Here is a 24,990-nt window from a genome sequence, read left to right as displayed (position 1 = left end):
GATACCCATGCCATAATCTTTGCCGTTGTGGCGGCGCTGGTGTTGCCCCTCAAGGGCATTCTGTTCTTCTTTCTCATGCTGTTGTTCCGTTTGCGCGCCCGCAGCGGTTTTCTCACGTCACTGGCTTTGACCAACTACAGTGAATTCGGGCTGATTGTCGCCAGTATTGCCCTGCCCGAATGGCTGGTGCCTCTGGCCATAACCGTTGCGCTGTCCTTTCTGATTTCAGCACCCCTCAACCGGTTCGCTCACCCGCTGTATGAGCGGCTAAGTCATCGCCTGACACCCTTCGAAAGCATGCGAAGGCACCCGGATGAGCAGCCTGTTTCCCTCGATGACACGCGAGTTCTGGTGATGGGCATGGGCCGCACCGGCACCTCATCCTACGACTGGCTGAAAGCCACAGAACCAAGGCTGATGGCGCTGGACTCTGACCCGGCCAAGGTGGCGCAGCATCAGCACGAGGGGCGGAACGTTATCTTTGCAGACGCCGAAGACAACACCTTCTGGGAAAGCCTTCACATGCCGTCGCTGGAGGCTGTCATACTTGCCATGAGTGATATCGAAGCCAAACTGATTGCCGCACGCATGCTGCGCAAGCTCGGTTTTACGGGCTATATCGTGGCACATACCATGTACGCCGACGAGGCAGACCGCATTCACGATGCGGGTGCCGATGACGCCTACCTGACCATGAGCGAGACGGGTGTAGCTCTGGCAAGCCACCTGCTAGAGCGGGTGCCCCCTGCGCCGCCGCTGCCACCCGGAGAGGCAAGTTAAACCGGAAAGCGCAATAAGCCGGTGTTAGTTCCCGCCGGGCAAGGCACAGGTCCGAAACCCCGTGTAGACATCGTTTCGCTCGGGCAGATAAGCCTGGCGGTAGGTGCCACGAATCAGACTGGATGACGTAGCGCAACTGCCCCCGCGGCTGACCTTGTGATCCCCGAACTGCAACACTGACATGAACGGATACATGTCTGTGCAAAACCCGTCATAGGGGAAGAACTGACTGGTGGTCCATTCCCAAACCGTACCGATCATTTGCCGACAGCCAAAAGGGCTATCCCCTGCGGGATAATCAGACACGGGGTTCTGCGCCATACCGCTTGCGTTCATGTCCGCATGAACAGGCTCTGGCGGCTCGTTGCCCCAGGGATACCTGTGGAACGGTTCGCCCTGCCGGTTACCAAGCGCCGCTATCTCCCACTCCTGTTCGGTAGGCAGCCGCCGCCCCGCCCAGTGGCAGTATGCTTCGGCCTCCCAGTAACTGACGTGAGTAACGGGTGCCGCCGGGTTCAACCGTTGCCACTGGTCAAACAACCTTTCCTGCCATTGGTCATTGTGCCAGCGCCAGTACAGCGGATGCCGGGGCGTTGTCAGTGCAGGTTCCACGTTCCCGTGCACCAGCGTCGTGTCAGATTCTGTTCTCAGCCATTTCTGACCGCCAAACGACCACAACTCAGGTTTTTGATAGCCTCCATCCTCTACAAAAGCCATGAACTCGTGATTGCTGACCAGGCACCGGGAAATCGCAAACTCATTCAGGTCGACCGCATGACGAGGCTTTTCGCTGTCGAACGCGAAATCCACCGTTGAGGACTGCGAGGAGTGAGCTGGCATGCCCATCAGCCAGGTACCCGCTGGTATAACGGCGTCGCGCTTTAAAGACTCCTTCGAGGGTTCAACCGGGGCAGGACGTTCGAAGTTCGCTCCCGGAGGCGGTGCGTAACCCACTGTCTGGCGGCACCACACCAGCGATTCTATGTGCATGTTCTGATGAAAAATGGCGTAGCGACAAAGATACACTTCCTGATCAGTCAGCGGTTTGCGCTCAATACGCTTCGCCATTTTATCGTAAACGTGGTCAAAATAAGCCAGCGTCTTTTCAAGCCCGGGAAACAGGTCACGACGCCAGCGATCCTTGTGGTCGATGTGGAAGGAGTCCCACAGATCGTCCATAGATGGGTCAAAACTGGCGTCCCCATCCAGAAGATTGAACACAAACACTTCGTAGAAAAAGGCAGCGTGCCCCATTTCCCAAAGCGGCGGGTTCACACCCGGATGATAAGGAACATCAAGCTGTGAATCCGCCAGCGATGTAATGAGCTCGCGGGTTCGCTTCCGCGTCAGGGCCAACCCCGCCAGAATTTCTGCCTGCTGTGTTTGCTCCGGTTCCATCATTGCTCCTTAAAGCGGGGAATCAACATAGTTTATCAGGTCCAGACCAGCATGATGACGGGCACTGCGACAACCGTAACAACCACGGTTAACGGCAAACCCAGACGCCAGTAGTCACCAAACTCGTATCCGCCTGGCTCCATCACCAACGCATTGGATTGATGCCCGATAGGCGTCATAAAGGCACAGGAAGCGCCAACCGCAACCGCCATCAACACCGCGTCCGGGGGTATATTCAGTTCGCTCGCCAAACTCAACGCGATAGGCGCCACCACAATCGCGGCCGCTGCATTGTTTACTACGTTGGACAGCAGCGTTGTGGCCACCAATATCATCACAAGTACCGATGCAACCGAAAGATCCTCACCCAACACCAGCATTTGTGAGGCGATCAGGCCGGCACCACCGGTGGTTTCCAATGCCTGACCCACGGGTATCATCGCCGCCAGCAAAACAATCACCGACCAGTCGATCGACTTGTAAGCCTCCGCTGCCGACATCAGCTTCACCAGCACCATTGCAACGGCCCCGGCCACCAGAGCGACGGGTGCCTGGAGCAAACCCGCCACAATGGCAGCAATGCTGGCCAGAAATATGCCGGAAGCCATCGCGGTGTTGCGCGGAGAACCCAACCGCAACCCACGCTCCGCCAGAGGGAGACACCCCAGTTCGGTCAGAGTGCCACTCAGAGAATCTTCAAAACCCTGTACCAGCAATATATCACCGGCATTGAATCGTATATCGCCCAAGCGCTGTTTAAGCCTGTACCCAAGACGCGCTACGGCAACAATATTGAGTTGATAACGCTCCCGCAGCTGCAGCCGGTTTGCCGTTTGTCCGACCAGTGACGATTCCGGCGCAATCACAGCCTCCACCAGATGTAGTTCGCCTTTGTCTAAAGGAACAGACGCCTGCTGTTCTTCTTCGATGGGCTGGTCACTCACATCATCTGTTTCTTCGTTGGGGCCTGTTGCCTGATGCGCAAGTTCAAGCCCGGTATTATCGAGGAACGCCTGCAAGCTGGTAGTGTCTGCCTCAACCAACAGCACGTCCCCGACTTGCAACACTTTATAGGTGGAGGGCGCAGTCTGTCGTTGCTCTCCCCGGATCAGCGCAAGCACGACAACGTCGGGCTCGTCTCCGGCGCCGGTCAGCAGGCTGTGCAGCGTTGAGCCCGCGTGGGCCGACTCTTTGGGTACACGCAGTTCCGTCAAATACTCGCCAACACTGAACAACTTGGCCTGGGAGGAGCTCTCCTCACGCCGGGGAGTAAGGCGCCAGCCAACCAGGGTAATGAACGCAATGCCTGCAAGCGTGATAGCCACGCCAACCGGAGCAAAATCGAATAGCCCGAAAGTGCCGCCTTCACGGTAGGAGGCGATGATGATATTGGGCGGAGTGCCTATCAAGGTCATGGTGCCGCCCAGCAGCGACCCGAACGCCAGAGGCATCAACAGCAACGAAGGCGAACGCCCGGCTTCCCGGGACATCCAGATCGCCACCGGCATCAGCAGCGCAAGCGCGCCCACGTTATTGATAAAGCCCGAACAAAGCGCCACCACACTGGTCAGCGTCAGCACCTGAAGTGTCGGGCGGTGGCCGATCTTGCCCAGCAAGCGCGCAATGTTATCCACCACCCCGCCATTCACCAGGCCCTGGCTGATCACCAGCACGGCTGCCACGGTAATCACGGCGGGGTGGCCAAAGCCCGCAAACAGCTTCTCTGTTGGCACCAGCCCGGTAATGGCAACCGCGAGCAATGCCAACATGGCCACCACATCAAAGCGCAGGCGATTCCACACAAACATGACGAGGGTGAATCCGAGCACCGCAAATACAATGCCCTGCTCGATGGTCAAAGGCGATCTCCTGAAACGTAATGGATAGCACAATATAACAAAGCCAGAATAAAGTAGTGCAAGGGCGCACTCCCAAAAGCATACAAAGCCCCTGCAAGCGTCAGCCGCCTTTACAGTTCTATTCCGCTCAGGGCCCCCGTAATTTGCAACCGCCTGTATAGCCGTCTCTATCTATCTTCTGGCACACAACCTGCTCATAAAAAGAAAGACAACAATAATGCAGTAATCAAAGCTGTCTAAAGCAGTCAAAGCGGGCCAAACAGGGCAGTGGCCGAATTCCTCGTCCTCCCGGTTAACGAACGCAACCCTGAACGGCCAGCAGTCCCATTTTCCCGGCACCATCTCTGTGGAGGTTTGCCATGACGGAAAAGAGACCGCTTGTTTGGTTGTCAGCGGCAAACAGTAACACCGGCATTCGTAAGGAACTGGAAACAAACTGGAATCTGATTGATTTCGATCTTGGTGGTCCGGTCCCCCTTTTTGCGGCTGTTCCGGATGGAGCCAGCATTGGTGTGCTGGAATTCCCGAATCTATCGGGGGAGACCATGCCCTGGCCGGAAAGCTGGATCGATGCACTTGGCCTGACATACTGGGTAGCGATCGCTCCCCAGCGGCCCGTGAGCGGAACGCACACCGCAAAACTCATCGTACGCTACTGTTCCGATTTTCATACATTGCCCGTGGATTACAAGCGCATCAATACCGTGCTCGGACACTTGTGGGGCATGGCATCAATCCTGGAGCCAGAGAATAATCTTGCGCATCAGGATTATCAGGACCTGGCATTGGAAGGAGACTCCCAATCCATTCGCGATGTCCGCAACCTGCTTCGCCGTTTCGCCGGTACGCCAGAGCCGGTGCTCATCACCGGAGAAAATGGCACCGGTAAAGAAGCGGCTGCACGGTTCGTTCACACAAACTCGACCCGAGCTAATGGCTCCCTGATTTTCGTTAACTGTGCGGCCCTGCCCGTCACACTCACCCAGAGTGAACTGTTCGGCTATGAAAAGGGCGCCTTTACCAACGCGGTAAGCTCGCGGCAGGGAAAACTTGAGCAAGCGAATGGCGGGTCACTGGTATTTTCCGGCATTAATGAACTAAAGCTTGAGCAACAGTCCTCCATCCTGCGGTTTCTTCAAGACGGCGAGATTGAGCGGGTCGGAGGCAACACCCGGATACCGGTTGACGGCCGAATCATTTCAATTACCAGTCAGCCTTTACCCGATCTGGTCGCACTCGGCCGTTTCCGAAGTGATGTTTACTTCCGGCTTGGCACCCTTGAAGTGGAGCTCCCTCCTTTAAACAATCGGCGCGAGGACATACCGGCGATTGCCCACTCACTGCTTGAAACGTCCTCCCCTGAAGCGCAACAAAAACGACTGAGTAAAAGCGCGGTTCAGAGCCTGGTTAACCACTCATGGCCGGGCAACTTCCAGGAGTTGCAGAATCGTTTGCGACAGGGAATGTTGCTCAGCGACAGACCGATCATCGAAGCGTGTGATCTTGGGCTGAGCCCACCCCGGTCGGGCATTGACGCACCCTCCAATCTCAGCCTGAAAGAGTTCCGCGCCAGAGCAGATCGGCAGGCACTGTTGTGTGGCCTCCGAATGGCAAACTACAACATGTCCGAGGCCGCAAGACTCCTGAAAATATCGCGGGTTTCATTGTACCGGCTCATGGAAAAGTATAACCCGGGCCCGCTTAGCCAAAGCACCCGACAGAGGCCTTACCGAAAGGGAGATTTGACATGAAGACCCAGACTCGCCTGCTACTCGCGATAAGCGCATGCATGATTCCTGCAACAAGCATTGCAAAGCCGGAATATACCGAGGTCAACAGCGCATCAACCCAGAATGCACAAACTCAGGAGAAAGCCTCAGACATTGCCTCAATCAGTTTTGATCGGGGCATTGTTACCCAGCCGGGAAGGTTCACCATTGAGCCCTCTTTTTCGTATGCCCACAGCAGCGCAACACAGGTTGCGGTGGAGGGCTACACCGTGATTCCCGCCCTGCTGATAGGCCTGATCAATATTTCAGAAGTTCAGCGGGATATTTTTGTCGGAGCCCTGTCGCTCAAATATGGTTTTACCAGCCGGTTTGAGGCAGCCGTGCGGGCGCCCTACCTGAGCATTCAGGAAGATCTTCGGGAACGACAGGCATTTCAAGGAACCCCTGTGGATACACTCCGGGAGTCTTCAGGGAACGGCCTGGGAGACGCAGAGTTGTCTTTTCGCTACCAACTGAACGATGGCATTGAGGGTTGGCCCTATGTGATTGGCTCCTTTCGGGTAAAAGCCCCTACCGGGAATAGCCCCTACGACGTTGATCAACAGGTGATTAACGACAGCCAAGGCAATCCCATCGGCATTGAGCTCAAAGAACGCCCGACAGGCTCCGGATTCTGGTCCTTTGAACCGGGAGTCTCCTTCATCTATCCCTCGGATCCGGCGGTCCTCTATGGCAACCTGAGCTACGTTTATACCCTGAGAGACGAAAAAGGCTTTGAGAACGGCAATACCGTTGATCCTGGCGATGTGATTCGATTCGGTTTTGGTATGGGTTTCGCATTCAATGAACGAACGTCATTCAGTCTTGGTTATGATCATTCGGTTATTCAAAAGACAACCTACGAGCGCGATATTGACCTGTTTGCCGCTAACTTTGACAGCATCCAGATAGGGTCGCTGGCGTTCGGGCTCTCACACCGGCTGACGCCCAGTACAACTCTGAGCCTGACCGTGAATGTCGGGGTAACCGAGAATGCTCCGAGCAGCGAGATCACACTGAAACTCCCCATCAGCCTGTAGATCACGGGCTGCATTTGCACGTAGAGGATCAACGACCGAGAAACTGAAGAATGGGGTCCCTCAGGTTATCCGGAATGCGGTAGCCCGCCCCCAGGTTGTTCAGTTCGATGTTCAGTTGTCGTGCGTTCTGGATGACGGTGCCGTTCAGGTCATTCTGAATCAGCGTCATCCATCTGCCACCGTCTGCAGCAGCTGAGACAAGAGCCCGCTCATTCTGCCCGGAGTTGATGATACTCAGCACCGTTTCCATCTGATGCGGCACGGCTTGTCCACTCACCATCTGATTAAGATTGGGGATTGTCAGCCGATTGACCGCCAGGGTTTCGCCATTCACCGACACTACCTGCTCCAACCCTATCGAAATCTCGAGATTATTAAGAGTGAAGCCGCCCCTCTGTGACGCCAACTCACCGTCGCTCATGGTCTGAGCCAGAAACGTTCCGTCGGCCGACGCAGGACTCGCTGTGCTTCCAAGTGCAAAGACCAAGCCCGTCATTACAAAGCGCTGCAGGCTAACCATTGCGTTACCACTCCCTTGTGGATGGCCAATAAGGCAGCGTATGGCCAAGTGATGGCCCTTCCTGGCCCTTGAACAGAGGTGCCCGGACAATCTGCGGCCACTTTCCATCTGTCAGGAACGTGCCTCGGCCCTGTTGGATATTGCTGCGGATAACAAAGGCGGTGCCGTTCCAATAGCCTTCAAATTCCGCTCTGGAATAGGCTTTAAGCCCGCGAGCCGGATCACCGACAAACACTTCTTTCTCACTGATGCCTTTGATGACAACAAAATGTCGGAAACCGTTCATATTCACAAGAACAATGACCGGCAGACGAACCTTGTCCCGCAAACCTTCCAGCGGCATGCGAAAGCCGTCAGCCTGATAACCTTCGGACTCCAGAAATCGTTTCATATCCAGCATGGAGAAGCCTTCCTGACGCACCTTTTCCGGATCTGCCAATGAAAACATTCCGGTGAAGACTTCCTGCTCGGTGACTGGGTGACCGTAATGGTAAGACAGTAGCGATGCGACGGCGGCCGAGCCGCAACTGAAGTCATACTGCTGCTGCATGATCGAGCTGAAGCGTTGCTCTTTGAAACTGCGAACTTCCAATTGAAGTCCGCCGCCCAGCCCCGGCAACACGACGGTACCGGCAAAAGCAGTGGACCAGAGCATCGCAGCGCCCGCTGTGAATATCACAAGCCTCCGCTTCACCATGGCCCACCTCCTGTCAGCGATTGATAAGAATGTTTACCTGAGTGCTGTCCTGAATCACCACCTGGTTACCCGTGTTCTGGATGACTGTGGCAATACCGCTCATATTCCCGAATGCTTGATCTGAAATCATGTTGTTGCCGGTCGTTGACGGGCCCGACAACGTATTCCCTCTGACCATCGCGTTCTGCTGATTGTCGTTGAGCTGCAACTGGAGCGGAACCCCCTGGCGCCCGCTGGATGCTTCCAACTGATCGGCACTCATCGGCGGCAGGTCCATCCATTCCTCGGCGGCCGCCCCGGCGGCCAGTCCCATGACAGCGAATAAACAGGCAGTCCTCAGGATCCCTCTGATGTGTTTAGCCATGACATGCCTCCTGGCAGGAGCCGGGCCACACCCGGAGGTGTAGGCCCGGCTTGCTCACTGGGTCCCGCCGCTGCCGCCACCTGCAGACAGGTTAGACATAACGCTTACGTTGGCCTGGGTAACACTTCCCACACCGGCGTTCTGGGCAAACGCACCGACACCGGTGAAGTTAGCCGAGCCTCCGGAAATCTCGTTGGAAGCACGGGCATCTGTGTAGGAACGCTTGCCTGAGGCGTCGCCATAGGTCACGTTGGTTCCACTGACGGTGCCACTGAGTTGCGCATCGTTCATGAAGACTTCCATTGAAAGGTTCAGATCGGTAGCGCTGTTGTCAGAGCTGTCGCTGTTGCCACTGTCAGCTGTATTGAACGAATCGTTCGTACTGTTATTTGAGCTGTCAGAGTTATCCGAGTTGTCGGAGTTGTCGGAATTATCGGAGTTATCCGAATTATCCGAATTATCGGAGTTGTCTGAATTGTCCGAGTTGTCATTGCCGCTATCGGCAACCTTGAACGCATCGTTCACGTTGGTGCTGCCATCCGAGTTATCGGAGTTGTCGGAGTTGTCTGAATTATCAGAATTGTCTGAATTATCAGAGTTGTCCGAGCTGTCCGACATGTCGTTGCCGCTATCGGTAATCTTGAACGCATCGTTCAGGTTAGTGCTGCCATCCGAGTTATCCGAATTGTTGGAGCTGTCTGAATTATCAGAGTTGTCCGAGCTATCCGACATGTCGTTGCCGCTATCGGCAATCTTGAACGCATCGTTCAGATTGGTGCTGCCATCCGAGTTATCAGAATTGTTGGAGCTGTCTGAATTATCCGAGTTATCAGTATTGTCAGAGTTGTCCGAGTTATTCGACATATCGTTGCCACTGTCGACAATTTTGAACGCGTCGTTCAGACCGGTGCTGTTATCGGAGTTGTCCGAATTATTGGAGTTGTCCGAATTATTAGAACTGTCAGCGTTGTTGGTGTTGTCAGTATTCGCGGAACTGTCATTGCCGGAATTGTTTGATGAACTGGAGGTGTTATCCGCATTGGTATTCGGGCTTCCATCCCCACCCTGGTCGTCGGCCAAAGCCGCGCCTGAGATACCCAACCCTACGGCAATAGCAATCGCTAGCATGCTTTTTTTAGTATTCATAACGTCAATTCCTTTGAGGTTGTTGGCTTATCGGGAATCCTGACCCAACTCACGGGCTTCGCAATCCATCAGGGCTCAGATCCACACCTGTAGAAGAGCGATTCTCGTGCCAACCTCGAAAGAAAAGTTACATGCATCTGATTTATCGCGATTTTTCTGATATTAAAAAGAAAGAGGAACGGGCGCTCATACCCGAACCTGTTTCATAACTGGAACACTGTTTTTAGCATGGCCCAGGGGTTTACGGAGTTTTTTCAGGATTTTCATGCAGATAACCAAAGAAACTCACTGTCGAATTCAGAGCGAGAGTTAAAGTCAGAGTTTAAGCCAGAGTTAGAGTCGATGACGACAGGCCCAAAGCACACACAAAAAAGCCCCGCCATTTTTTGGCAGGGCTTTTTTGACACCCGAGCAGGCCCGGGAGTCACCATTCGAACCGTTCCCTTAGAACTGATTCATGGTGTTGTCTCCACCACCGGCTTTCAGCGCAGCATCACCGGCAAAGAACTCCTTGTGGTCGTCACCGATGTTAGAACCCGCCATGTCCTGGTGCTTGACGGTGGCGATACCCTGACGGATTTCCTTGCGCTGCACACCGGCAACATAGGCCAGCATGCCTTCGTCACCGAAGTAGCCTTTGGCTAGATTGTCGGTAGACAAAGCCGCTGTATGGTATGTCGGCAAAGTGATCAAATGGTGGAACACACCGGCTTCGCGGGCAGCATCACGCTGGAAGTTGGCGGTCCATTCGTCAGCCAATTGGCCCAGCTCAGTGCTGTCGTACTCTTCGCTCATCAGCTTGGGACGATCGTAGGCAGATACGTCTTTGCCTTCTTCCTTCCAGGCGTCAAATACCTGCTGACGGAAGTTCAGGGTCCAGTTAAACGACGGGCTGTTGTTGTATACCAGCTTGGCATCGGGAACAACGGCCTTGATGCGGTTAACCATGGCAGCGATCTGACCAACGTGGGGCTTCTCGGTCTCGATCCACAGCATATCAGCGCCGTTCTGCAGGCTGGTGATACAGTCCAGAACAACACGGTCTTCACCAGAGCCTTCTTTGAACTGGAACAGGCCAGATGCCAAACGCTTGGGCTTAACCAGCTTGCCATCCTGTTTGATTACAATATCGCCGTTGTTGATGTCTTCCGCTTTGGCAATAACGTCGCCGTCGATAAAGCTGTTGTATTGGTCACCCAGATCACCCGGCTCACTGGTTACGGCGATTTTCTGGGTAAGACCTGCGCCCAGGGAGTCCGTGCGGGCAACGATGACACCATCGTCTACGCCCAACTCCAGGAACGCCAGACGCACAGCGTTGATCTTGGACAGGAAGTCAGCGTGCGGCACGGTTACCTTGCCATCCTGGTGACCACATTGCTTCTCATCGGATACCTGGTTCTCGATCTGGATACAGCAAGCACCGGCTTCGATCATCTGCTTGGCCAGCAGGTAAGTCGCCTCGGCATTACCAAAACCGGCGTCGATGTCCGCAATGATTGGCACAATGTGCGTTTCATGGTTGTCAATCTGTTTGATCAGCGCTTCGGCCTTGGCGTTATCGTCAGCACTTTCAGCGTCTTCCAGGGCGCGGAAAAGGTGGTTCAGTTCCCAGGAATCGGCTTGGCGCAGGAAGGTGTACAGCTCTTCAATCAGGCCCGAAACGGCTGTTTTCTCGTGCATGGACTGATCAGGCAACGGGCCGAACTCGGAACGCAAAGCCGCAACCATCCAGCCAGACAGATACAGGTAACGACGCTTGGTGGTGCCAAAGTGCTTCTTGATGGACAGCATTTTCTGCTGGCCAATAAAGCCGTGCCAGCAGCCCAGAGACTGGGTGTACTGGGACGTATCCTTGTCGTAGTTCGCCATGTCTTCGCGCATGATCGTCGCGGTGTACCTGGCGATATCCAGGCCGGTTTTAAACTTGTTCTGGGCACGCATACGAGCGGCATGCTTAGGGTTGATAGCGTGCCAGGTCGGGTTTTGCTTCAGGATGGAAGCAATGGCATCGATGTCTTTGGCGTAAGGCATGTTCGCGATCCTTTGTCTGTTAACAACGTGTTCTGATTATTTGGTTCCGGGCAAAACGTTCCGTAGTTTGCCTGCGTTGTCGAACACTCTATTAGCTCAAGATTTATAATTGAAATTTATATGATCTATTTTCAGCATTTTTTTCATGAATGGCTTATGCGACAAGTCTCACGACTGACATAGCACCACCAAACGGTCGCCGGGCTGTAACTCCAAACGCTGCCGGCGCGGCGGGTTTAACATCAGGTGCCGACCACGTGCGTCGGCTGTGGCGCGGAACACCCCAAGCGCAATCTCGCCTTCCACGGCCAGTATTTTCTCCAAAACGTGAAAGTCCGTGCTCGCCGGCAGCGGATAGTGATCGGGATCCCGGAATCCGATCTCGGCACCACCCACCGTAAACAACTCGTCCAATACCACTCGCAGTTCGCGTCGCAGCGCTACCTGAGCCAGAATATGGCTCAGGATCATAGGGCTTATGAGCATTTCGCTTTGGTGGCCGTACAATAAATCGCGATTATCCGGATCACTCAGTTCCATAATCAGCTGCGGCCGCCCGGGCGCTTCGGTCAAAATATCCTCAAGCTGCAGATACCCGACCATCGTTCTCGCATCGGCCTCTTCACCCGAAGCCAATCGGTCGCTACTAAGCAGTATGATGGTGTCATAACTCGCGGGGTTGATTCGGCGTAGCTCGTCTTCAACCATGTAGTCCGCCTCGATATGGCTATAACTTTCGAGAGGTTTTCCGGTGAAATAACGACTGAGCGCATGCTCACGTTCAGAAATGGGCACAACGGAAACAATATCCAACACAGGTTGCCCGGGACCGTAACTGGAAAACTCAGCCATCAAACTGGGTACTCGACGATTCCAGCCGAGCAGCAGAATGCGGCGGCCTTTCAGCTTGTTCTCGCGCGCAGAAAGCCTTGCGTCACCCCGGCTGATCTCGGGTAACGCCGTCGTTTTGGGGTCTGCATCTGTCTCGGCGTAATCCCGGGCCATCATGACAACCCGGTCCCCCGCTTCGATCCGGGTCTCGGATGGCGCCGCTAACCGAACGTCCCAACCCTGTTCACAACCTTGATCACAATCCCGATCAAAACAGCGTAGCAGCCCCAATACGATCACGCCCGGGCGCTCGGACGCCAGTTCTCCCAGCGACAGGCCCGCTATGGACTCGCCTCCCCGAACGTAGATTTCATTGCCTTGGCCCGCCGTCAGCAATTCGTTGTAGATTTCCGACAAGCCCGGATGCAGCACGTTCTGCACCATCAAACGGCTGATGGTGGCGTTACCAGCCACCACCTCTACAGCCCCGGGATACGCTCGCTCAACCACCGGAAGTTTCCGGATATCCTGAATCTCTGCGACCACAAAGGGCAAAGGTGCCTGGTATTGTCTTGCCTGCGCCGCTATCGACAGCAGGGCTTTAACCGTTTCCACATCCGACGTAATCAAACTGCCCGCTTCATAGGCGGCGCTGGGCACGATCACCGCAGAGGCATCAAGACAGGCCACCCTGTGCAAGGCGTCTGGCTGAATGGCCGATCCCGAACGCAGAATAACCTGGCGCGAGCGCCGGCCAATGCCCGGTTCGTTACGCAGTTCATGAACCTGCGCTGCGGAAGCCTCCTCGGACAGCACCACCAGGTTCAGTTTCTGGGTATCGTGCTTTTCGAGAAACCGGCGCATGCGTCCAGATGAACTCAAAAGTTCACACAGCAGCGGCAGGGTCTGGCTGGTCCAACCCAGAACCACCACATGGTTTTTCAAGGTGACCGGGGTAAGCCCGCGCTCAAGGTCGGCCATTTTAGCAATCAACCAACGGGTAAGAATGGCTACCAGGGTACCCATAAACACAACATAACCACTGATAGTTAGCAGCGTGGAAACAATTCGCTGCCAGGTACCCACATCATCGCCCAGATAGCCCGGGTCCGTGAGCCGAAGAAAAGCCCACCACACGGCCGACCCGGGATCAGCAAAATCGCCGCCCTGAGGCACAACCAGCAAGCCGCCAATCAGGGAAATCAGGCCGATAAAAATACCGACCACCATCAGTTGGAAACCGGCGCCCTTCACTAGCTGTCGCTCAACAATAAATTTCACACGGTCGACGACGCGAAAAGGCAGGATGGCAGTTTTTTTCATGAGTCAGATCCGGAGATGCTGGAAAGCGTTGGGCCAGGTTCCACCCTGGGCAATAAGGGCAATGCCAGAGCCTCTCGCAGCGACGACGCAAATTGCAGAACACCCTCAACTGACTCCAGACCTGCGCGCATCAGCGTTCGTTGAGGCTGGGACTGTAAATCTGCAATCACAATGCGGGTGCCATCGCTCTGGCAGGTGGCAATCAGTTTGTTGAGGGCAGACAAACCGCCAGCATCGAGGAGGGTAACGCCATCCATATACAGAATGAAACCATCAACGTTCCGGGATAGTGCCGCAAGTTCACCAAAGATACGATCTGCCGCTGCAAAAAACAGCGGGCCATTAATCTTGAACACCCGCCATCCACCCGGCAGGTTTTCTTCGCTAACGCGTTTACCGGTGGTGATATCCGTCACCTTGGTCATCTCTGCCATTTCACGCATGAACAGAACTGTGGCCAGCAAAACGCCAGTGGTAATGGCAATAACCATATCCAGGGCCACTGTCAGGGAAAAACAGGTCAGGAAGACCAGAATGTCACTGCGCGGTGCTGTCTTTAAAAGATGAACCGCCTTGGGTGCCTCACTCATGTTCCAGGCTACCATGATCAGCAGCGCCGCCATTGCTGGCATAGGCAGGTAGGCCAGCACGCCGGCCAGCGATACCAAAGCCAGCAAAACAACGACTGCATGCACCATGGCCGCCACGGGCGACTCTGCGCCGGCGCGGTAATTAGCAGCGGAGCGCGCGATGGCCGCAGTTGCCGTAATGCCCCCGAAAAATGGCGCGACAATGTTTCCAAGCCCCTGCCCCATCAATTCACTGTTTGCGCTGTGGCGCTTTCCCGTCATCCCGTCAAGCACCACCGCACAAAGCAGCGATTCAATAGCACCAAGCATGGCGATAGCAAACGCGGCCGGTAACAGCTCCCGCACCATGCTCCATGACAACCCGATCGCCTCGCCGCTGGCATTCGCCTGCTGCCAGGGCCAGATAAACTCTGGTAGAAAGGGCGGGATGCCCGCGCCGGCTTCGCCACTTGGCAACAGATAGCTGAATCGTGATCCTATCGTGTCCACCTCAGCGCCGTTTGCGTTAAGCCATAGGGCCAGCAGACTTCCGATCACTACCGCCGGAAGATGGGGCGGTACCGGAGTTTTCAGGCGCGGCCAGAACAGCATGACCGCAAGCGTAACCGCCGCCACCAATGCGCTCATCGCATCCAGAGCCGGAAAAGCCTGCGCCAGCGCGGCCAGCTTGTCCCAGTATTGCTCCGGCATAGTCTCGACAGACAAGCCGAAAAAATCGTTCACCTGCAGGGTTGCGATAACCACTGCAATGCCGCCGGTGAATCCGAGCGTGACGGATTCCGGAATGTATTCAATAAATCGGCCAAGGCGCATGATCGCCATAATGATCAATAGAACGCCTGACATCAGGGTGGCCAGCAACAGCCCACCCAAGCCGTAGGCCTGAGCGATAGGATAGAGAATAACGACAAAAGCCGCAGTAGGGCCGGATACACTGAAACGACTTCCACCCGTAAGCGCAATAACGAAACCGCCAATAAACGCGGTGTAAAGACCATACTGGGGTGCTACACCGCTTGCGATAGCCAGCGCCATGGCCAAGGGTATTGCGATAATGCCCACCGTAACGCCGGCCATGAGGTCGCGCAGAAAGCGGCGGCTATTATAAGGCTGATCAACGCAGGCTTCTCTGAACGCATGAGCAAGTCGGAGTGAAAAAAGGTGAGCGCGATGGGGCATACTGACCTCAGGTCCGGGAATACGTACAGGTGGAGAGGCCATACATCATATATAATTTTTCCATGAAAAAATTATTGGTTTCCGTGTTGGTTGTACTGATCATTGAACTCACGGGGTGTGCCGTCATGATGCCCCCCAACAGCGCCGCGCCCAAGCCACAAACTCTGTATGAAACGCTGCTGATTGATTCCAGTGATGACACTGTGCTTACTGTAGAAACACTCGCTGAAAGACTGGCGTCCACCGATGTGGTAGTGATTGGGGAATACCACGGCCACCAGGCCTCGCATCTTCTGCAGTCACAGATACAGGCTGCGCTCTACCGCTGGCAACCTCGGCAATTACTGTCGATGGAGCAGTTCAACCTGGACCACCAGGCCGCAGTCGACGCGTATTTGAGCGGTGCAACCGGCGAAACTGAAATGATTGAAGACAGCAAAGCCTGGGACAATTACCGTGCGTCCTACCGCCCTCTGGTGGAGTTTGCACGGCAACACACATTGCCGGTTATTGCTGCGAATGCGCCCGCGTCGATCGTGCGCTGTGTTGGCCGTACCGGGCCGGATTATCTAAGCAAACTGCCTGCCGGTGAGCGGGCCCAGTTGCCTGAGCATCCGTTTATGGATACCCCCGCCTACCGCGAAAAGTTCAATGCGGCGATTACTTCCAGCCACGCCGAGGCCAACGAAACCATGCGCCAACGCCTGGACAATACCTATAAGGCGCAGTTATTACGGGATAACACCATGGCAAGCCAAATACTGGCGGCCCGTGTTGCATACCCGCACCATCAGATTATCCATACCACCGGCACCTTCCACAGCGAAGAGCGCCTCGGCACCGTTGCTTTACTCAAGCGGCGGGCGCCAGACGTTTCGGTTGTGGTTATTTCACCGGTAGTATGGCCACAGAATTCAGACAAGGCGCCGCTGCAGGACAATCGCATAAAAGGCAATTTTATTTACTTCGTGCAGCCGCTGCCGGATGAGTTTGTTGATGAAGCCCGTGAACACAAGGCGATGCTTGCGCGATTCCGCCAACCTATCAAAGACACCTGTCAGGGAGATACCCCATGAAAGTCATTGCTGCATTTATTCTGGGTTTAAGCGCCATTGTTTCTGCGTCGCTGATCAGTGACGGCCTGACCGATCTGCGAACCGGTGATCGCTACGTAACCGTAAAAGGTGTGGCTGAGCGGGATGTCTATGCCGACCTGGCTTTGTGGCCGGTCCGTTTTGTGGCTACAGGGGCAAGTCTCAGCGTTGCCCAGGAAAAGGCGCGCAGCAGCCGCAACGCCATCATGGCTTTTTTGAAGCTGCAGGCCATCAGCGACAGCGCGGTGGAACTTCAACGCCTGGACGTTACGGATACGCGCGCCAACCCGTATCAGGATAATAACAACGAACAGAAATTCATCATCAGCCAAACTCTGATGGTGCGCAGTGAAGATATAGAAAAAATCCGCCAGGCGGCACAGGCTGTAAGCGAACTGGTTGACTCGGGCGTCGTGCTGTCATCCGACTATGGCCCGAGCGGCCCGACCTATGTGTTTAACGGGCTGAATGACATCAAACCCGACATGATCGCCGAAGCAACCGCATCGGCCCGTGAAGCCGCCAGTCAGTTTGCGGACGATGCAAAAACCGAGCTGGGTGAACTGCGCCGGGCCAATCAGGGCGTATTCCAGATACTCGCCCGGGATCAGGCCCCGGGCATTTCCGAACAACAGCAACCGGGGAAGACCGTGCGCGTGGTTTCAACCGTTGAGTACTATTTAAGATAGTACTCAAGATAGCACCGCTTCGCGTAGTTTAAGGTAGATCCGCTTCGCCTAGTAAAGTAGCAAAGCATCACGGCGCTACTGAGTCTGAACCATCTCGTCGGTTACCTGGTATTCACTTTCCAGCCAGCGGAGGATTTCGCTGGCTGCGGGGTGCTCATAAACATCATACGTGCGCAGCAGGCTTTGCCGCTTTTCTTCGCTGATACGCCCAAGACCGGCGTCCTGAAACACCAGCAGATCGGCGTGAAGCTGGTCTGCAAGTTCCCGCCCGAGCACTTCCTTCGCAGCATGGCGAAATGCCTGCCCATATTGGTATTCCGTGCCCAGACGGTAAGATTCAGCCAGCGTTATTGCGGGAATGGCGGTTAACACCGGCTGTAACGCCGGATTAATTCCGTGCCCCGCTATATACGCGCTGTTGGCCGCCGGGCGGCCGGTAAACGCCCGCAAATGAAGATGCCGGGACATACGATCGCCATCATTCACCGGATAATTGTCCCAGAGCACAGGCTTGCGCCCAAGTTGATCACTCACGCGCTTGAGGTGCCCGGGAGAAATCTCTCTGGAACAGACTTCCTCGCCGGTCCAGAATACCTGAATGCTCCGGTCCAGCAGGCGGCCGAGGGTTTCGAGATAGGCTGTTGGTCGTTCACCGAAAACACGATCCAGCACCGGGTCGTCGGAGTAGTAGCTGGGACATACTGACAGATGGCGAGCCCGGGTGCGCTCACGGATCCAATGCATGATGTCCACTTGGGTCTCCGCAAGCGCAGGGGTGTCTGCACGCATGTCATCAAACAAGATTGCCAACTCATCAATCCCGATGCGATCAAGCAGTTCAAGCTTCGCAGCGAGCGCGGTCCGGGCAGCATCATCAAAACGGTTAAAGATCTCGAAAGGGCTCAATCCGATACCGAATCTCAACCCGTGTTGACGGCAAAACCGACCGAACTCCGCCAGCTCAGCAACCATCGCAGGGGGATGAGGCTCCTGCCAGCGCCGGCGTAAAAAGGCATCGGCCTTCGGTGCATAAAGATAAAAGCCGTAGCCGTGAGGCGCCAGGGCGCGCACCAGTTGTTGTCGCTCTTGCCAGTTCCAAACCGGTCCGTAAAAGCCTTCAATAATCCCCAGCGTTGTGCTCATGGCTTTCTCCCTGCGCAAGCCCGGTGTATTACCCCATGGTATATCTGCGGCAAGCGAATGGTATATCCCGTCCGTATTGCTGACTGCCTGAGCAGGCTACGACCTATGTCGTACTTTGAATGATTTTTCTTTTCACCGGTTTCCATTACTTGCTACTGTGAACAAGTTGTAAGACTTCCTCAAGACATTCTAAGCTCTACCAAAAAAATGACAAAAGGACACAAGAGCAATGAAGATTCGTTCCGTTTTTTCCGCGGCCATCCTCGCCGTGGCAGCCACGTTCGCCTCCACCCAGGCACTGGCTCAGGACACGATTACCCTAAGGCTGGCAGAAACCTGGGGCCCTAACTTTCCTATTTTCGGCGAAACCACTAAGAATTTCGCCAAATCCGTCGAGGCAATGTCTAACGGGCGCCTGAAAATCCGCATCGATTCTGCCAACAAACACAAAGCCCCACTGGGCGTGTTTGATATGGTCAAAGCCGGCCAGTACGACATGGGCCACTCCGCGTCCTACTACTGGAAGGGAAAAGTTCCCGAAACTCTGTTCTTCACCAGCATGCCATTCGGCATGGACGCCATCGAGCAATACGCCTGGTTCTATCACGGCGGCGGCATGGAGCTGATGCAGGAAGTGTATGAGCCCCATAACTTGCTGTCGTTCCCCGGTGGCAACACCGGCGTTCAGATGGGCGGCTGGTTTCGCAAGGAAATCAAATCACTGGACGACCTCAAGGGCCTGAAAATGCGCATCCCGGGCTTCGCCGGTGAGGTCTTTGCAGAAGTGGGCGTTAACCCGACCAACATTGCACCGGGTGAGCTCTACACCGCGCTTGAGCGCAATACCATTGATGCCGTTGAGTGGGTTGGCCCGGCTCTGGATCTCCGCCTTGGCTTCCAGCAAATTGCAGACTATTACTACACCGGTTGGCACGAGCCAGCTACTGAGCTTCAATTTCTGATCAACAAAGATGTCTGGAATAAGCTGCCGGCCGACTTGCAGGAAATCATGCGCGTTGCCATGCGCACGTCGTCCTACAACATGCTGGTACTTTCACAGCACGAAAATGCAAAAGCCTGGGCCACCATCAAGAAAGATTATCCGAACGTGCAGATCAAGCAGTTCCCCAAGGATGTCTTCCAGGCCATGTACAATGCCAACAAAAAGCTCTTGAAAGAGACTGCTGCAAGCAACGAGCAGGCCGCCAGAATTATAAAATCCCAAGAGGACTACCTCGCTCAAAGTCGCGCTTATACGGATATTTCTTTGCGTGCCTATCTAAACACCATGGCAACAGTCGAGTAAGATACCGACTGAAATGGAGCCGGGTTCGCTCTGAGGTGATCCCGGTTTTGTTGTTTAAAGCACGAGTATAAGCGCCAGCCCGGCTGGCAGAGGATTGTGGATGCAGTGGATTATCAAAGTGGACGAAGGCCTTGCCCGAGTGTCCATGGTTTGTGGCTGGGTGGCCTGCGTTGCCATGCTGCTGATGGCCGGTAACGTTTTTTACGACGTTATTGCCCGTTATGCGTTCAATGAAGTGTCCATCGGCATGCAGGAAATGGAGTGGCACCTTTACTCAATCGTTTTCTTGCTCGGCATTCCCTACGCTCTGCGTACAGACGGTCATGTAAGGGTAGACGTGCTCTATTCCCAGTGGAGCGATAAAACCAAGGCCTGGATTAATCTCGCAGGCGCCCTGTTTTTTGTCGTACCCTTCGCCTGGCTGATTGGCATTTACGGTTACGATTTCGCACTGGATTCTTACACCATGGGCGAAGGCAGCGGCGACCCCGGTGGCCTGCCCCAACGCTGGATTATCAAATCTGTGATTCCTCTTACCGCATTTTTTATCGCCATTGCCGGTCTCAATATGGCGACGTTCGCCCTGCGCGTTATGTCTGGCGAAAAACAGTATGACGTAGAGGAAGGTGGGGAGGGACTCGCATGATCGGCATGATTATGTTCCTCGCCGCCCTTTTCATGCTGATGCTGGGCTTCCCTGTCGCCTTTACGTTTGGCGGCGTTGCTTTGGTTTTTGGCATCTATGCCCAAGGCATGGATCTGTTCGCTTTCATGCCTTATCGCATCATGAGCGTTATGCAAAATACCGTTCTGATGGCGGTGCCCCTGTTTATTTTCATGGGTGTTATCCTGCAACGTACGCGCCTGGCCGAGCAACTGTTAACCTCTATGGGTCGTCTGTTTGGCGGTCTACCCGGAGGCCTGGCGATTTCGACCATTCTGGTAGGCGCCCTGCTTGCGGCATCCACTGGCGTCGTGGGCGCAAGCGTTGTTGCTATGGGCCTGATCTCATTGCCCGTTATGCTTGCCCACAATTATGATAAACGCCTGGCAACCGGCACCATCTGTGCTGCCGGCACGCTGGGCCAGATCGTTCCGCCGTCCATCATTCTGATCATTCTGGGTGATGTGCTGGGTCTTCCGGTAGGCGATTTGTTCAGGGCTGCTGTCGGGCCGGGCGTGGTTCTCATCGGGCTCTATGTTGTTTACATCCTGATCATGACGCGATTCCGGCCAGAAACCGCCCCGCCCATGCCGGAAGACAACAGCATCTCCCGCAAAAAAGAGGTCATGAACGCGCTGCTGGCGATCATTCCGCCACTGGCACTGATCATCATTGTGCTCGGCTCAATCTTTGCCGGCATTGCCACACCCACGGAATCGTCCGCACTGGGCGGTGTCGGTGCCCTTGTTCTGGCCATCATCTACCGCCAGTTCTCATTCCGGATGGTGTGGGATGCGTCGAAAGATACGGTCAAGGTTACGGCCATGGTGTTCGCCATTCTGATCGGCGCTACCGCATTCTCCATGGTCTTCAGCTACACCGGTGGCGATTACCTGCTGGAAGACTGGATGTTGCAGCTACCCGGTGAGAAGTGGGGCTTCATCATCCTCTCCATGCTGGTCATCATGGTGCTGGGCTTCTTCATAGATTTTGTGGAAATCTCCTTCATCATTGTGCCCATTCTGGCGCCGGTAGCTGAGGCCATGGGCATAAACATGCTCTGGTTTGCCATTCTTATCGCCATGAACCTGCAAACCAGCTTTCTGACACCGCCTTTCGGGTTCGCGTTGTTTTACCTTAAAGGGGTCGCACCACCGCAAGTACGAACGATCGATATCTATAAGGGGGTGGTGCCGTTCATCCTCATACAGGTGCTTGTGTTGGCGCTGATCGTAATTTTCCCTGAATGGTTCGGTATGAGCTCTTCTTACTGATTTATCGCGCAACCGGGTCGACTGGCCCGGTTGCCGACTTCCCTCCTCCCTACCCCACATACCTGACAAAGACAAAACATTTCCTATACTGAACGGATAGCCGGCAGTTCTCAGACAGGTATTCGGGACTAGCCCTGCGCCCAGCCGCCAGCCTGAACAGCGATGTTGAGGTGAAAAAAGGGGACAAGATCCGTGAACCAGAAAAGCGTTCGCAAACCTGGCGAAAACGCCGGATTTAATGAACACAATGAAAAATCCCGCATCCTGAACCTGCCTTTGCAAAGCACTCACGTGGATCGCGCGCCTCACACCCATGAACGCTGGCTGGTGGCCAAGTTATTGCGCATGGCCGGATCGCCCCCGATTCGCTTCCGGCTCTGGAACGACGACATCATTGAGCCCAGTGAACAACCCGCCAAGTTTACTCTGCATCTTGCTGATCCAAAGGCGCTATACGCGTTGGTCGCCAACCCTAATCTGGCATTCGGTGATCTATACAGTGCCGGTCGTCTTGATATAGAGGGCGATTTGTCGGATCTGATGGAGACGCTTTACCGAACGATTCATCAAGCCCAGCAAAAATGGCCGCGCTGGCTGGAGGCTCTCTGGCGCAATCATGCGCCCAGAGCGGCCGGGTTTTCCGAAGCTCGGGAGAACATCCACCATCATTACGATCTGGGCAATGACTTTTACCGGCTCTGGCTCGATCAGGCGGAAATGCAGTACACCTGCGCCTACTATGAGCGGCCCGACTTGAGCCTTGAACAAGCTCAACTGGCCAAGCTGGAACACGTATGCAGAAAGCTCAGGCTAAAACCTGGCATGACGGTGGTGGAGGCGGGTTGCGGCTGGGGCGGACTGGCGCGCTACATGGCACGACATTACGGGGTAAAGGTCCACGCGTACAACATCTCCCGGGAGCAGACCGTCTATGCCCGGGAACAGGCTCGCAAACGGGGCCTGGACACCCTGATCGACTATGTTGAGGACGACTATCGCAATATTAAGGGCCAATACGACGCGTTCGTCTCGATTGGCATGCTGGAACACGTTGGCAAGGAGAACTACTTCGCTCTGGCAGAAACCATCAAACGTTCACTGAAGCCCAAGGGCATCGCGCTCATTCACAGTATTGGCCGTAACCAGCCCATGCTGATGAACACGTGGATCGAGAAGCGCATATTTCCGGGGGCATACCCCCCCAGCATTGGCGAGTTCATGGCGCTGTGCGAGCACGGAGATTTTTCTGTGCTGGATGTCGAAAATCTCCGGCTTCACTACGCCCGCACTTTGAACGCCTGGATCGAGCGCTTTGATGCAGCGGAAGAGGCCATCTGCAACATGCACGATGAGTACTTTACCCGGGCCTGGCGCATGTACCTTGCCGGTTCCGTCGCGGCCTTCCGGGCGGGTTCGCTGCAGCTTTTTCAGGTTGTGTTTACCCACGGTGACAACAACGAACTGCCCGCAACACGTCAGGATCTCTACAGCGTCCCCGCTGCCGCCGAAGCTACCTGAGGTTACTGGATATGGACGCTTACGATCTGATTATTGTGGGGGCAGGCCCCGCAGGATCCACCTTGGCAAAAGCGCTTGAAGGCAGCGGAAAACGCGTTTTATTGATCGATAAAGCGCATTTCCCCAGGGATAAAACCTGCGCTGGCTGGGTCACACCTGCCGTGATGGAAGCCCTGGATATTGATCTCGCCGAATACGCAAATGCCCTCACGCTTCAACCCATACGGCGCTTCCGGATCGGGATGATGGGGCAGCCTGCCGTTGAAAATGATCACGGCAGGGTCGTCAGCTACGGCATTCGCCGGTGTGAGTTCGACAACTACCTGCTAAGCCGTACAAACACGCCCAAACAACTTGACACACCGATTAAAAGCATCACTCGTAAAGCGGGTCACTGGCTGATCAACGATACCTGGTCAACGCCGTTACTGGTGGGCGCCGGCGGGCATTTCTGTCCGGTTGCCATGCTGACTGGCGATGGCCCGGGAAGCCATGAAACCGTTGTGGCCGCCAAGGAAATCGAGTTCGAAATGACTCACGAACAAGCAAGAACCTGCGAAGCCCGGGGCGACACACCGGAGCTCTGGTTTTGCCGGGATCTCAAAGGCTATGCCTGGATCTTTCGCAAAGGTAACTATTTGAACATTGGCCTCGGGCGGGAAGACAATCACAAGCTGACCAAACACTTGCAGGAGTTCGTGGCGGCCATGAGCGCCGCTGGCCGACTTCCCGAGGCGCTGCCCGGCCGCTTCAAAGGCCATGCTTATTTACTCTACGACCATGCAGCACGACCGCTGGTAAATGATGGCTTGCTGCTGATTGGCGATGCGGCCGGGCTTGCCTATGCACAAAGCGGAGAGGGTATTCGCCCGGCGATCGAATCCGCATTACTGGCGGCCGATGTCATTCGGCAGGCTCCGGATGTCTCCGCCGCCTCTTTGCAGGCATACGGTGATGCGGTTGCAGAACGCTTTGGTCATCGCAGGCCGGTCACAGAGGAGGGCTTTGAGGAGAGCCTTAAAGACGGCTTTCGAGAGAGCTTTCAAGTGCCCGACTGGATCAAAATGCCCTTGGCGAGCACATTGATGCGATCGCACTGGTTTACGCGTCAGGTCGTCACCGAACGATGGTTTTTACACCAGCAAGTAAAGCCCCTGACCGTTGGCACGTAAATCAGCCTGTTTTACACCGATGAAAAAAAGGCGGCCAAATGGCCGCCAGATAAACGCCCGCAGGCCTCAGTGCCCCAGGTAACTGCGGTACATCCAGACCGTTTTTTCCTGCTGGGCAATGTAATCGCTCATTAACGCGACCGTGCCTTCATCCTCAGCATCACCGGCCAGGCTCAACAATTCCCGCTGTTTACCAATCAGCTTGGCAAAGCTGTCCAGTATATTCTCCATGGCTTGCTTGCCATCCGACACATCTTTTTGCTCAGGTATGTCCGAACGCTCCATGTAGGTGCTGTATGCGTGGGCCGGGCGGTGCCCGATCGTGAGAACACGCTCTGCAACTTCATCAATCTTCAACAGCAAATCGTCGTACAACTCTTCAAATTTAACGTGAAGCTCAAAGAAATTATCACCCTTGATGTTCCAGTGATAACCCCGCACGTTCATGTAAAAGATCTGATAGTTGGATAGCAGATCGTTGAGAGAATCGGCCATTTTTACCGTTTTTTCCGTATCCAGACCAATGAAATTCTTGCCCATTACCTGTCTCCTTTGACGCTGTTATATCCGAAGCTGTTATATCCAAGTTAGGCTTACTTT

At 54.9% G+C, this 24,990-nt stretch carries 21 protein-coding genes; 10 read left to right on the top strand and 11 right to left on the bottom strand.

Going from position 1 to position 24,990, the window contains the following annotated elements:
• On the top strand, nucleotides 1-780 hold a 780-nt coding region (locus tag ENI00_RS14355), incomplete at its 5' end, for an NAD-binding protein (RefSeq protein ID WP_304103851.1).
• A gap of 24 nt (nucleotides 781-804) precedes the next feature.
• Here ENI00_RS14355 and senA read toward each other — a convergent pair.
• Both senA and ENI00_RS14345 read right to left on the bottom strand, forming a co-directional pair.
• Nucleotides 805-2,178, bottom strand: coding sequence for a selenoneine synthase SenA (gene senA, locus ENI00_RS14350; RefSeq protein ID WP_304103848.1), 1,374 nt, complete (start codon nucleotides 2,176-2,178; stop codon nucleotides 805-807).
• A gap of 35 nt (nucleotides 2,179-2,213) precedes the next feature.
• Nucleotides 2,214-4,037 (bottom strand): SLC13 family permease, encoded by a 1,824-nt coding sequence (locus tag ENI00_RS14345; protein WP_304103845.1) that lies wholly within the window; start codon nucleotides 4,035-4,037, stop codon nucleotides 2,214-2,216.
• A gap of 359 nt (nucleotides 4,038-4,396) precedes the next feature.
• Between ENI00_RS14345 and ENI00_RS14340 the strand changes: the two genes are divergently transcribed.
• Both ENI00_RS14340 and ENI00_RS14335 read left to right on the top strand, forming a co-directional pair.
• Nucleotides 4,397-5,788: a sigma-54-dependent transcriptional regulator gene (locus ENI00_RS14340; RefSeq protein WP_304103842.1), complete on the top strand. Its 1,392-nt coding sequence runs from the start codon at nucleotides 4,397-4,399 to the stop codon at nucleotides 5,786-5,788.
• On the top strand, nucleotides 5,785-6,846 hold the full coding sequence (locus tag ENI00_RS14335) for a transporter (RefSeq protein ID WP_304103839.1): 1,062 nt from the start codon (nucleotides 5,785-5,787) through the stop codon (nucleotides 6,844-6,846). Before ENI00_RS14340 ends, ENI00_RS14335 begins: the two co-directional genes overlap by 4 nt.
• A gap of 28 nt (nucleotides 6,847-6,874) precedes the next feature.
• On the opposite strand, the gene ENI00_RS14330 is transcribed toward ENI00_RS14335, so the two are convergent.
• The 7 genes from ENI00_RS14330 to dauA form a co-directional block, all read right to left on the bottom strand.
• Nucleotides 6,875-7,366: a hypothetical protein gene (locus ENI00_RS14330; protein ID WP_304103837.1), complete on the bottom strand. Its 492-nt coding sequence runs from the start codon at nucleotides 7,364-7,366 to the stop codon at nucleotides 6,875-6,877.
• A 4-nt stretch (nucleotides 7,367-7,370) separates the two neighbouring features.
• Entirely contained in the window at nucleotides 7,371-8,063 is a 693-nt protein-coding gene (locus ENI00_RS14325; RefSeq protein WP_304103834.1) for a C39 family peptidase, read from the bottom strand.
• Between the two features lie 13 nt (nucleotides 8,064-8,076).
• On the bottom strand, nucleotides 8,077-8,427 hold the full coding sequence (locus tag ENI00_RS14320; RefSeq protein ID WP_304103831.1) for a hypothetical protein: 351 nt from the start codon (nucleotides 8,425-8,427) through the stop codon (nucleotides 8,077-8,079).
• 54 nt (nucleotides 8,428-8,481) lie between these two features.
• On the bottom strand, nucleotides 8,482-9,573 hold the full coding sequence (locus ENI00_RS14315) for a hypothetical protein (protein WP_304103829.1): 1,092 nt from the start codon (nucleotides 9,571-9,573) through the stop codon (nucleotides 8,482-8,484).
• A gap of 444 nt (nucleotides 9,574-10,017) precedes the next feature.
• Nucleotides 10,018-11,607: an isocitrate lyase gene (locus ENI00_RS14310; protein ID WP_304103826.1), complete on the bottom strand. Its 1,590-nt coding sequence runs from the start codon at nucleotides 11,605-11,607 to the stop codon at nucleotides 10,018-10,020.
• A 168-nt stretch (nucleotides 11,608-11,775) separates the two neighbouring features.
• A complete protein-coding gene (locus tag ENI00_RS14305) occupies nucleotides 11,776-13,746 on the bottom strand; it encodes a CASTOR/POLLUX-related putative ion channel (protein WP_304103854.1) in 1,971 nt (656 codons plus the stop codon).
• A gap of 11 nt (nucleotides 13,747-13,757) precedes the next feature.
• Nucleotides 13,758-15,530, bottom strand: coding sequence for a C4-dicarboxylic acid transporter DauA (gene dauA / locus ENI00_RS14300; protein ID WP_304103823.1), 1,773 nt, complete (start codon nucleotides 15,528-15,530; stop codon nucleotides 13,758-13,760).
• A 62-nt stretch (nucleotides 15,531-15,592) separates the two neighbouring features.
• On the opposite strand from dauA, the gene ENI00_RS14295 reads away from it, so the two are divergent.
• Complete coding sequence (locus ENI00_RS14295; protein WP_304103820.1) at nucleotides 15,593-16,606, top strand: ChaN family lipoprotein; 1,014 nt, start codon at nucleotides 15,593-15,595, stop codon at nucleotides 16,604-16,606.
• The gene (locus ENI00_RS14290) at nucleotides 16,603-17,313 is read left to right on the top strand and encodes an SIMPL domain-containing protein (RefSeq protein WP_304103817.1); all 711 of its coding nucleotides are present in this window, start codon (nucleotides 16,603-16,605) and stop codon (nucleotides 17,311-17,313) included. Before ENI00_RS14295 ends, ENI00_RS14290 begins: the two co-directional genes overlap by 4 nt.
• A gap of 75 nt (nucleotides 17,314-17,388) precedes the next feature.
• Here ENI00_RS14290 and ENI00_RS14285 read toward each other — a convergent pair whose 3' ends face one another.
• Nucleotides 17,389-18,456: a beta-N-acetylglucosaminidase domain-containing protein gene (locus ENI00_RS14285; protein ID WP_304103814.1), complete on the bottom strand. Its 1,068-nt coding sequence runs from the start codon at nucleotides 18,454-18,456 to the stop codon at nucleotides 17,389-17,391.
• Nucleotides 18,457-18,685: 229 nt separating this feature from the next.
• On the opposite strand from ENI00_RS14285, the gene ENI00_RS14280 reads away from it, so the two are divergent.
• The 5 genes from ENI00_RS14280 (at nucleotide 18,686) to ENI00_RS14260 (ending at nucleotide 24,390) form a co-directional block, all read left to right on the top strand.
• Nucleotides 18,686-19,762, top strand: a complete 1,077-nt coding sequence (locus ENI00_RS14280; protein WP_304103811.1) for a TRAP transporter substrate-binding protein — start codon at nucleotides 18,686-18,688, stop codon at nucleotides 19,760-19,762.
• 100 nt (nucleotides 19,763-19,862) lie between these two features.
• Entirely contained in the window at nucleotides 19,863-20,408 is a 546-nt protein-coding gene (locus ENI00_RS14275) for a TRAP transporter small permease subunit (protein WP_304103808.1), read from the top strand.
• Nucleotides 20,405-21,700, top strand: a complete 1,296-nt coding sequence (locus ENI00_RS14270; protein ID WP_304103806.1) for a TRAP transporter large permease — start codon at nucleotides 20,405-20,407, stop codon at nucleotides 21,698-21,700. Before ENI00_RS14275 ends, ENI00_RS14270 begins: the two co-directional genes overlap by 4 nt.
• 192 nt (nucleotides 21,701-21,892) lie before the next feature.
• Entirely contained in the window at nucleotides 21,893-23,218 is a 1,326-nt protein-coding gene (locus ENI00_RS14265) for an SAM-dependent methyltransferase (protein ID WP_304103803.1), read from the top strand.
• 11 nt (nucleotides 23,219-23,229) lie between these two features.
• Nucleotides 23,230-24,390: an NAD(P)/FAD-dependent oxidoreductase gene (locus ENI00_RS14260; protein ID WP_304103801.1), complete on the top strand. Its 1,161-nt coding sequence runs from the start codon at nucleotides 23,230-23,232 to the stop codon at nucleotides 24,388-24,390.
• Between the two features lie 66 nt (nucleotides 24,391-24,456).
• Here ENI00_RS14260 and ENI00_RS14255 read toward each other — a convergent pair whose 3' ends face one another.
• Nucleotides 24,457-24,930: a Dps family protein gene (locus tag ENI00_RS14255; protein WP_304103798.1), complete on the bottom strand. Its 474-nt coding sequence runs from the start codon at nucleotides 24,928-24,930 to the stop codon at nucleotides 24,457-24,459.
• Nucleotides 24,931-24,990: the final 60 nt, after the last annotated feature.

This window comes from Marinobacter antarcticus (assembly GCF_011049865.1).
Taxonomy (GTDB): Bacteria; Pseudomonadota; Gammaproteobacteria; order Pseudomonadales; family Oleiphilaceae; genus Marinobacter; species Marinobacter antarcticus_A.
Note: the sequence above shows the minus strand (reverse complement) of the source record. Positions and strands in the feature narration are given on the sequence as shown.

Excerpts from the sequence above, each read along its gene's own strand:
- senA (WP_304103848.1), bottom strand. The coding sequence starts at position 2,178 with ATGGAACCGGAGCAAACACAGCAGGCAGAAATTCTGGCGGGGTTGGCC.
- ENI00_RS14340 (WP_304103842.1), top strand. The coding sequence starts at position 4,397 with ATGACGGAAAAGAGACCGCTTGTTTGGTTGTCAGCGGCAAACAGTAAC.
- ENI00_RS14335 (WP_304103839.1), top strand. The coding sequence starts at position 5,785 with ATGAAGACCCAGACTCGCCTGCTACTCGCGATAAGCGCATGCATGATT.
- ENI00_RS14330 (WP_304103837.1), bottom strand. The coding sequence starts at position 7,366 with ATGGTTAGCCTGCAGCGCTTTGTAATGACGGGCTTGGTCTTTGCACTT.
- ENI00_RS14325 (WP_304103834.1), bottom strand. The coding sequence starts at position 8,063 with ATGGTGAAGCGGAGGCTTGTGATATTCACAGCGGGCGCTGCGATGCTC.
- ENI00_RS14320 (WP_304103831.1), bottom strand. The coding sequence starts at position 8,427 with ATGGCTAAACACATCAGAGGGATCCTGAGGACTGCCTGTTTATTCGCT.
- ENI00_RS14315 (WP_304103829.1), bottom strand. The coding sequence starts at position 9,573 with ATGAATACTAAAAAAAGCATGCTAGCGATTGCTATTGCCGTAGGGTTG.
- ENI00_RS14310 (WP_304103826.1), bottom strand. The coding sequence starts at position 11,607 with ATGCCTTACGCCAAAGACATCGATGCCATTGCTTCCATCCTGAAGCAA.
- dauA (WP_304103823.1), bottom strand. The coding sequence starts at position 15,530 with ATGCCCCATCGCGCTCACCTTTTTTCACTCCGACTTGCTCATGCGTTC.
- ENI00_RS14295 (WP_304103820.1), top strand. The coding sequence starts at position 15,593 with ATGAAAAAATTATTGGTTTCCGTGTTGGTTGTACTGATCATTGAACTC.
- ENI00_RS14290 (WP_304103817.1), top strand. The coding sequence starts at position 16,603 with ATGAAAGTCATTGCTGCATTTATTCTGGGTTTAAGCGCCATTGTTTCT.
- ENI00_RS14285 (WP_304103814.1), bottom strand. The coding sequence starts at position 18,456 with ATGAGCACAACGCTGGGGATTATTGAAGGCTTTTACGGACCGGTTTGG.
- ENI00_RS14280 (WP_304103811.1), top strand. The coding sequence starts at position 18,686 with ATGAAGATTCGTTCCGTTTTTTCCGCGGCCATCCTCGCCGTGGCAGCC.
- ENI00_RS14275 (WP_304103808.1), top strand. The coding sequence starts at position 19,863 with ATGCAGTGGATTATCAAAGTGGACGAAGGCCTTGCCCGAGTGTCCATG.
- ENI00_RS14270 (WP_304103806.1), top strand. The coding sequence starts at position 20,405 with ATGATCGGCATGATTATGTTCCTCGCCGCCCTTTTCATGCTGATGCTG.
- ENI00_RS14260 (WP_304103801.1), top strand. The coding sequence starts at position 23,230 with ATGGACGCTTACGATCTGATTATTGTGGGGGCAGGCCCCGCAGGATCC.
- ENI00_RS14255 (WP_304103798.1), bottom strand. The coding sequence starts at position 24,930 with ATGGGCAAGAATTTCATTGGTCTGGATACGGAAAAAACGGTAAAAATG.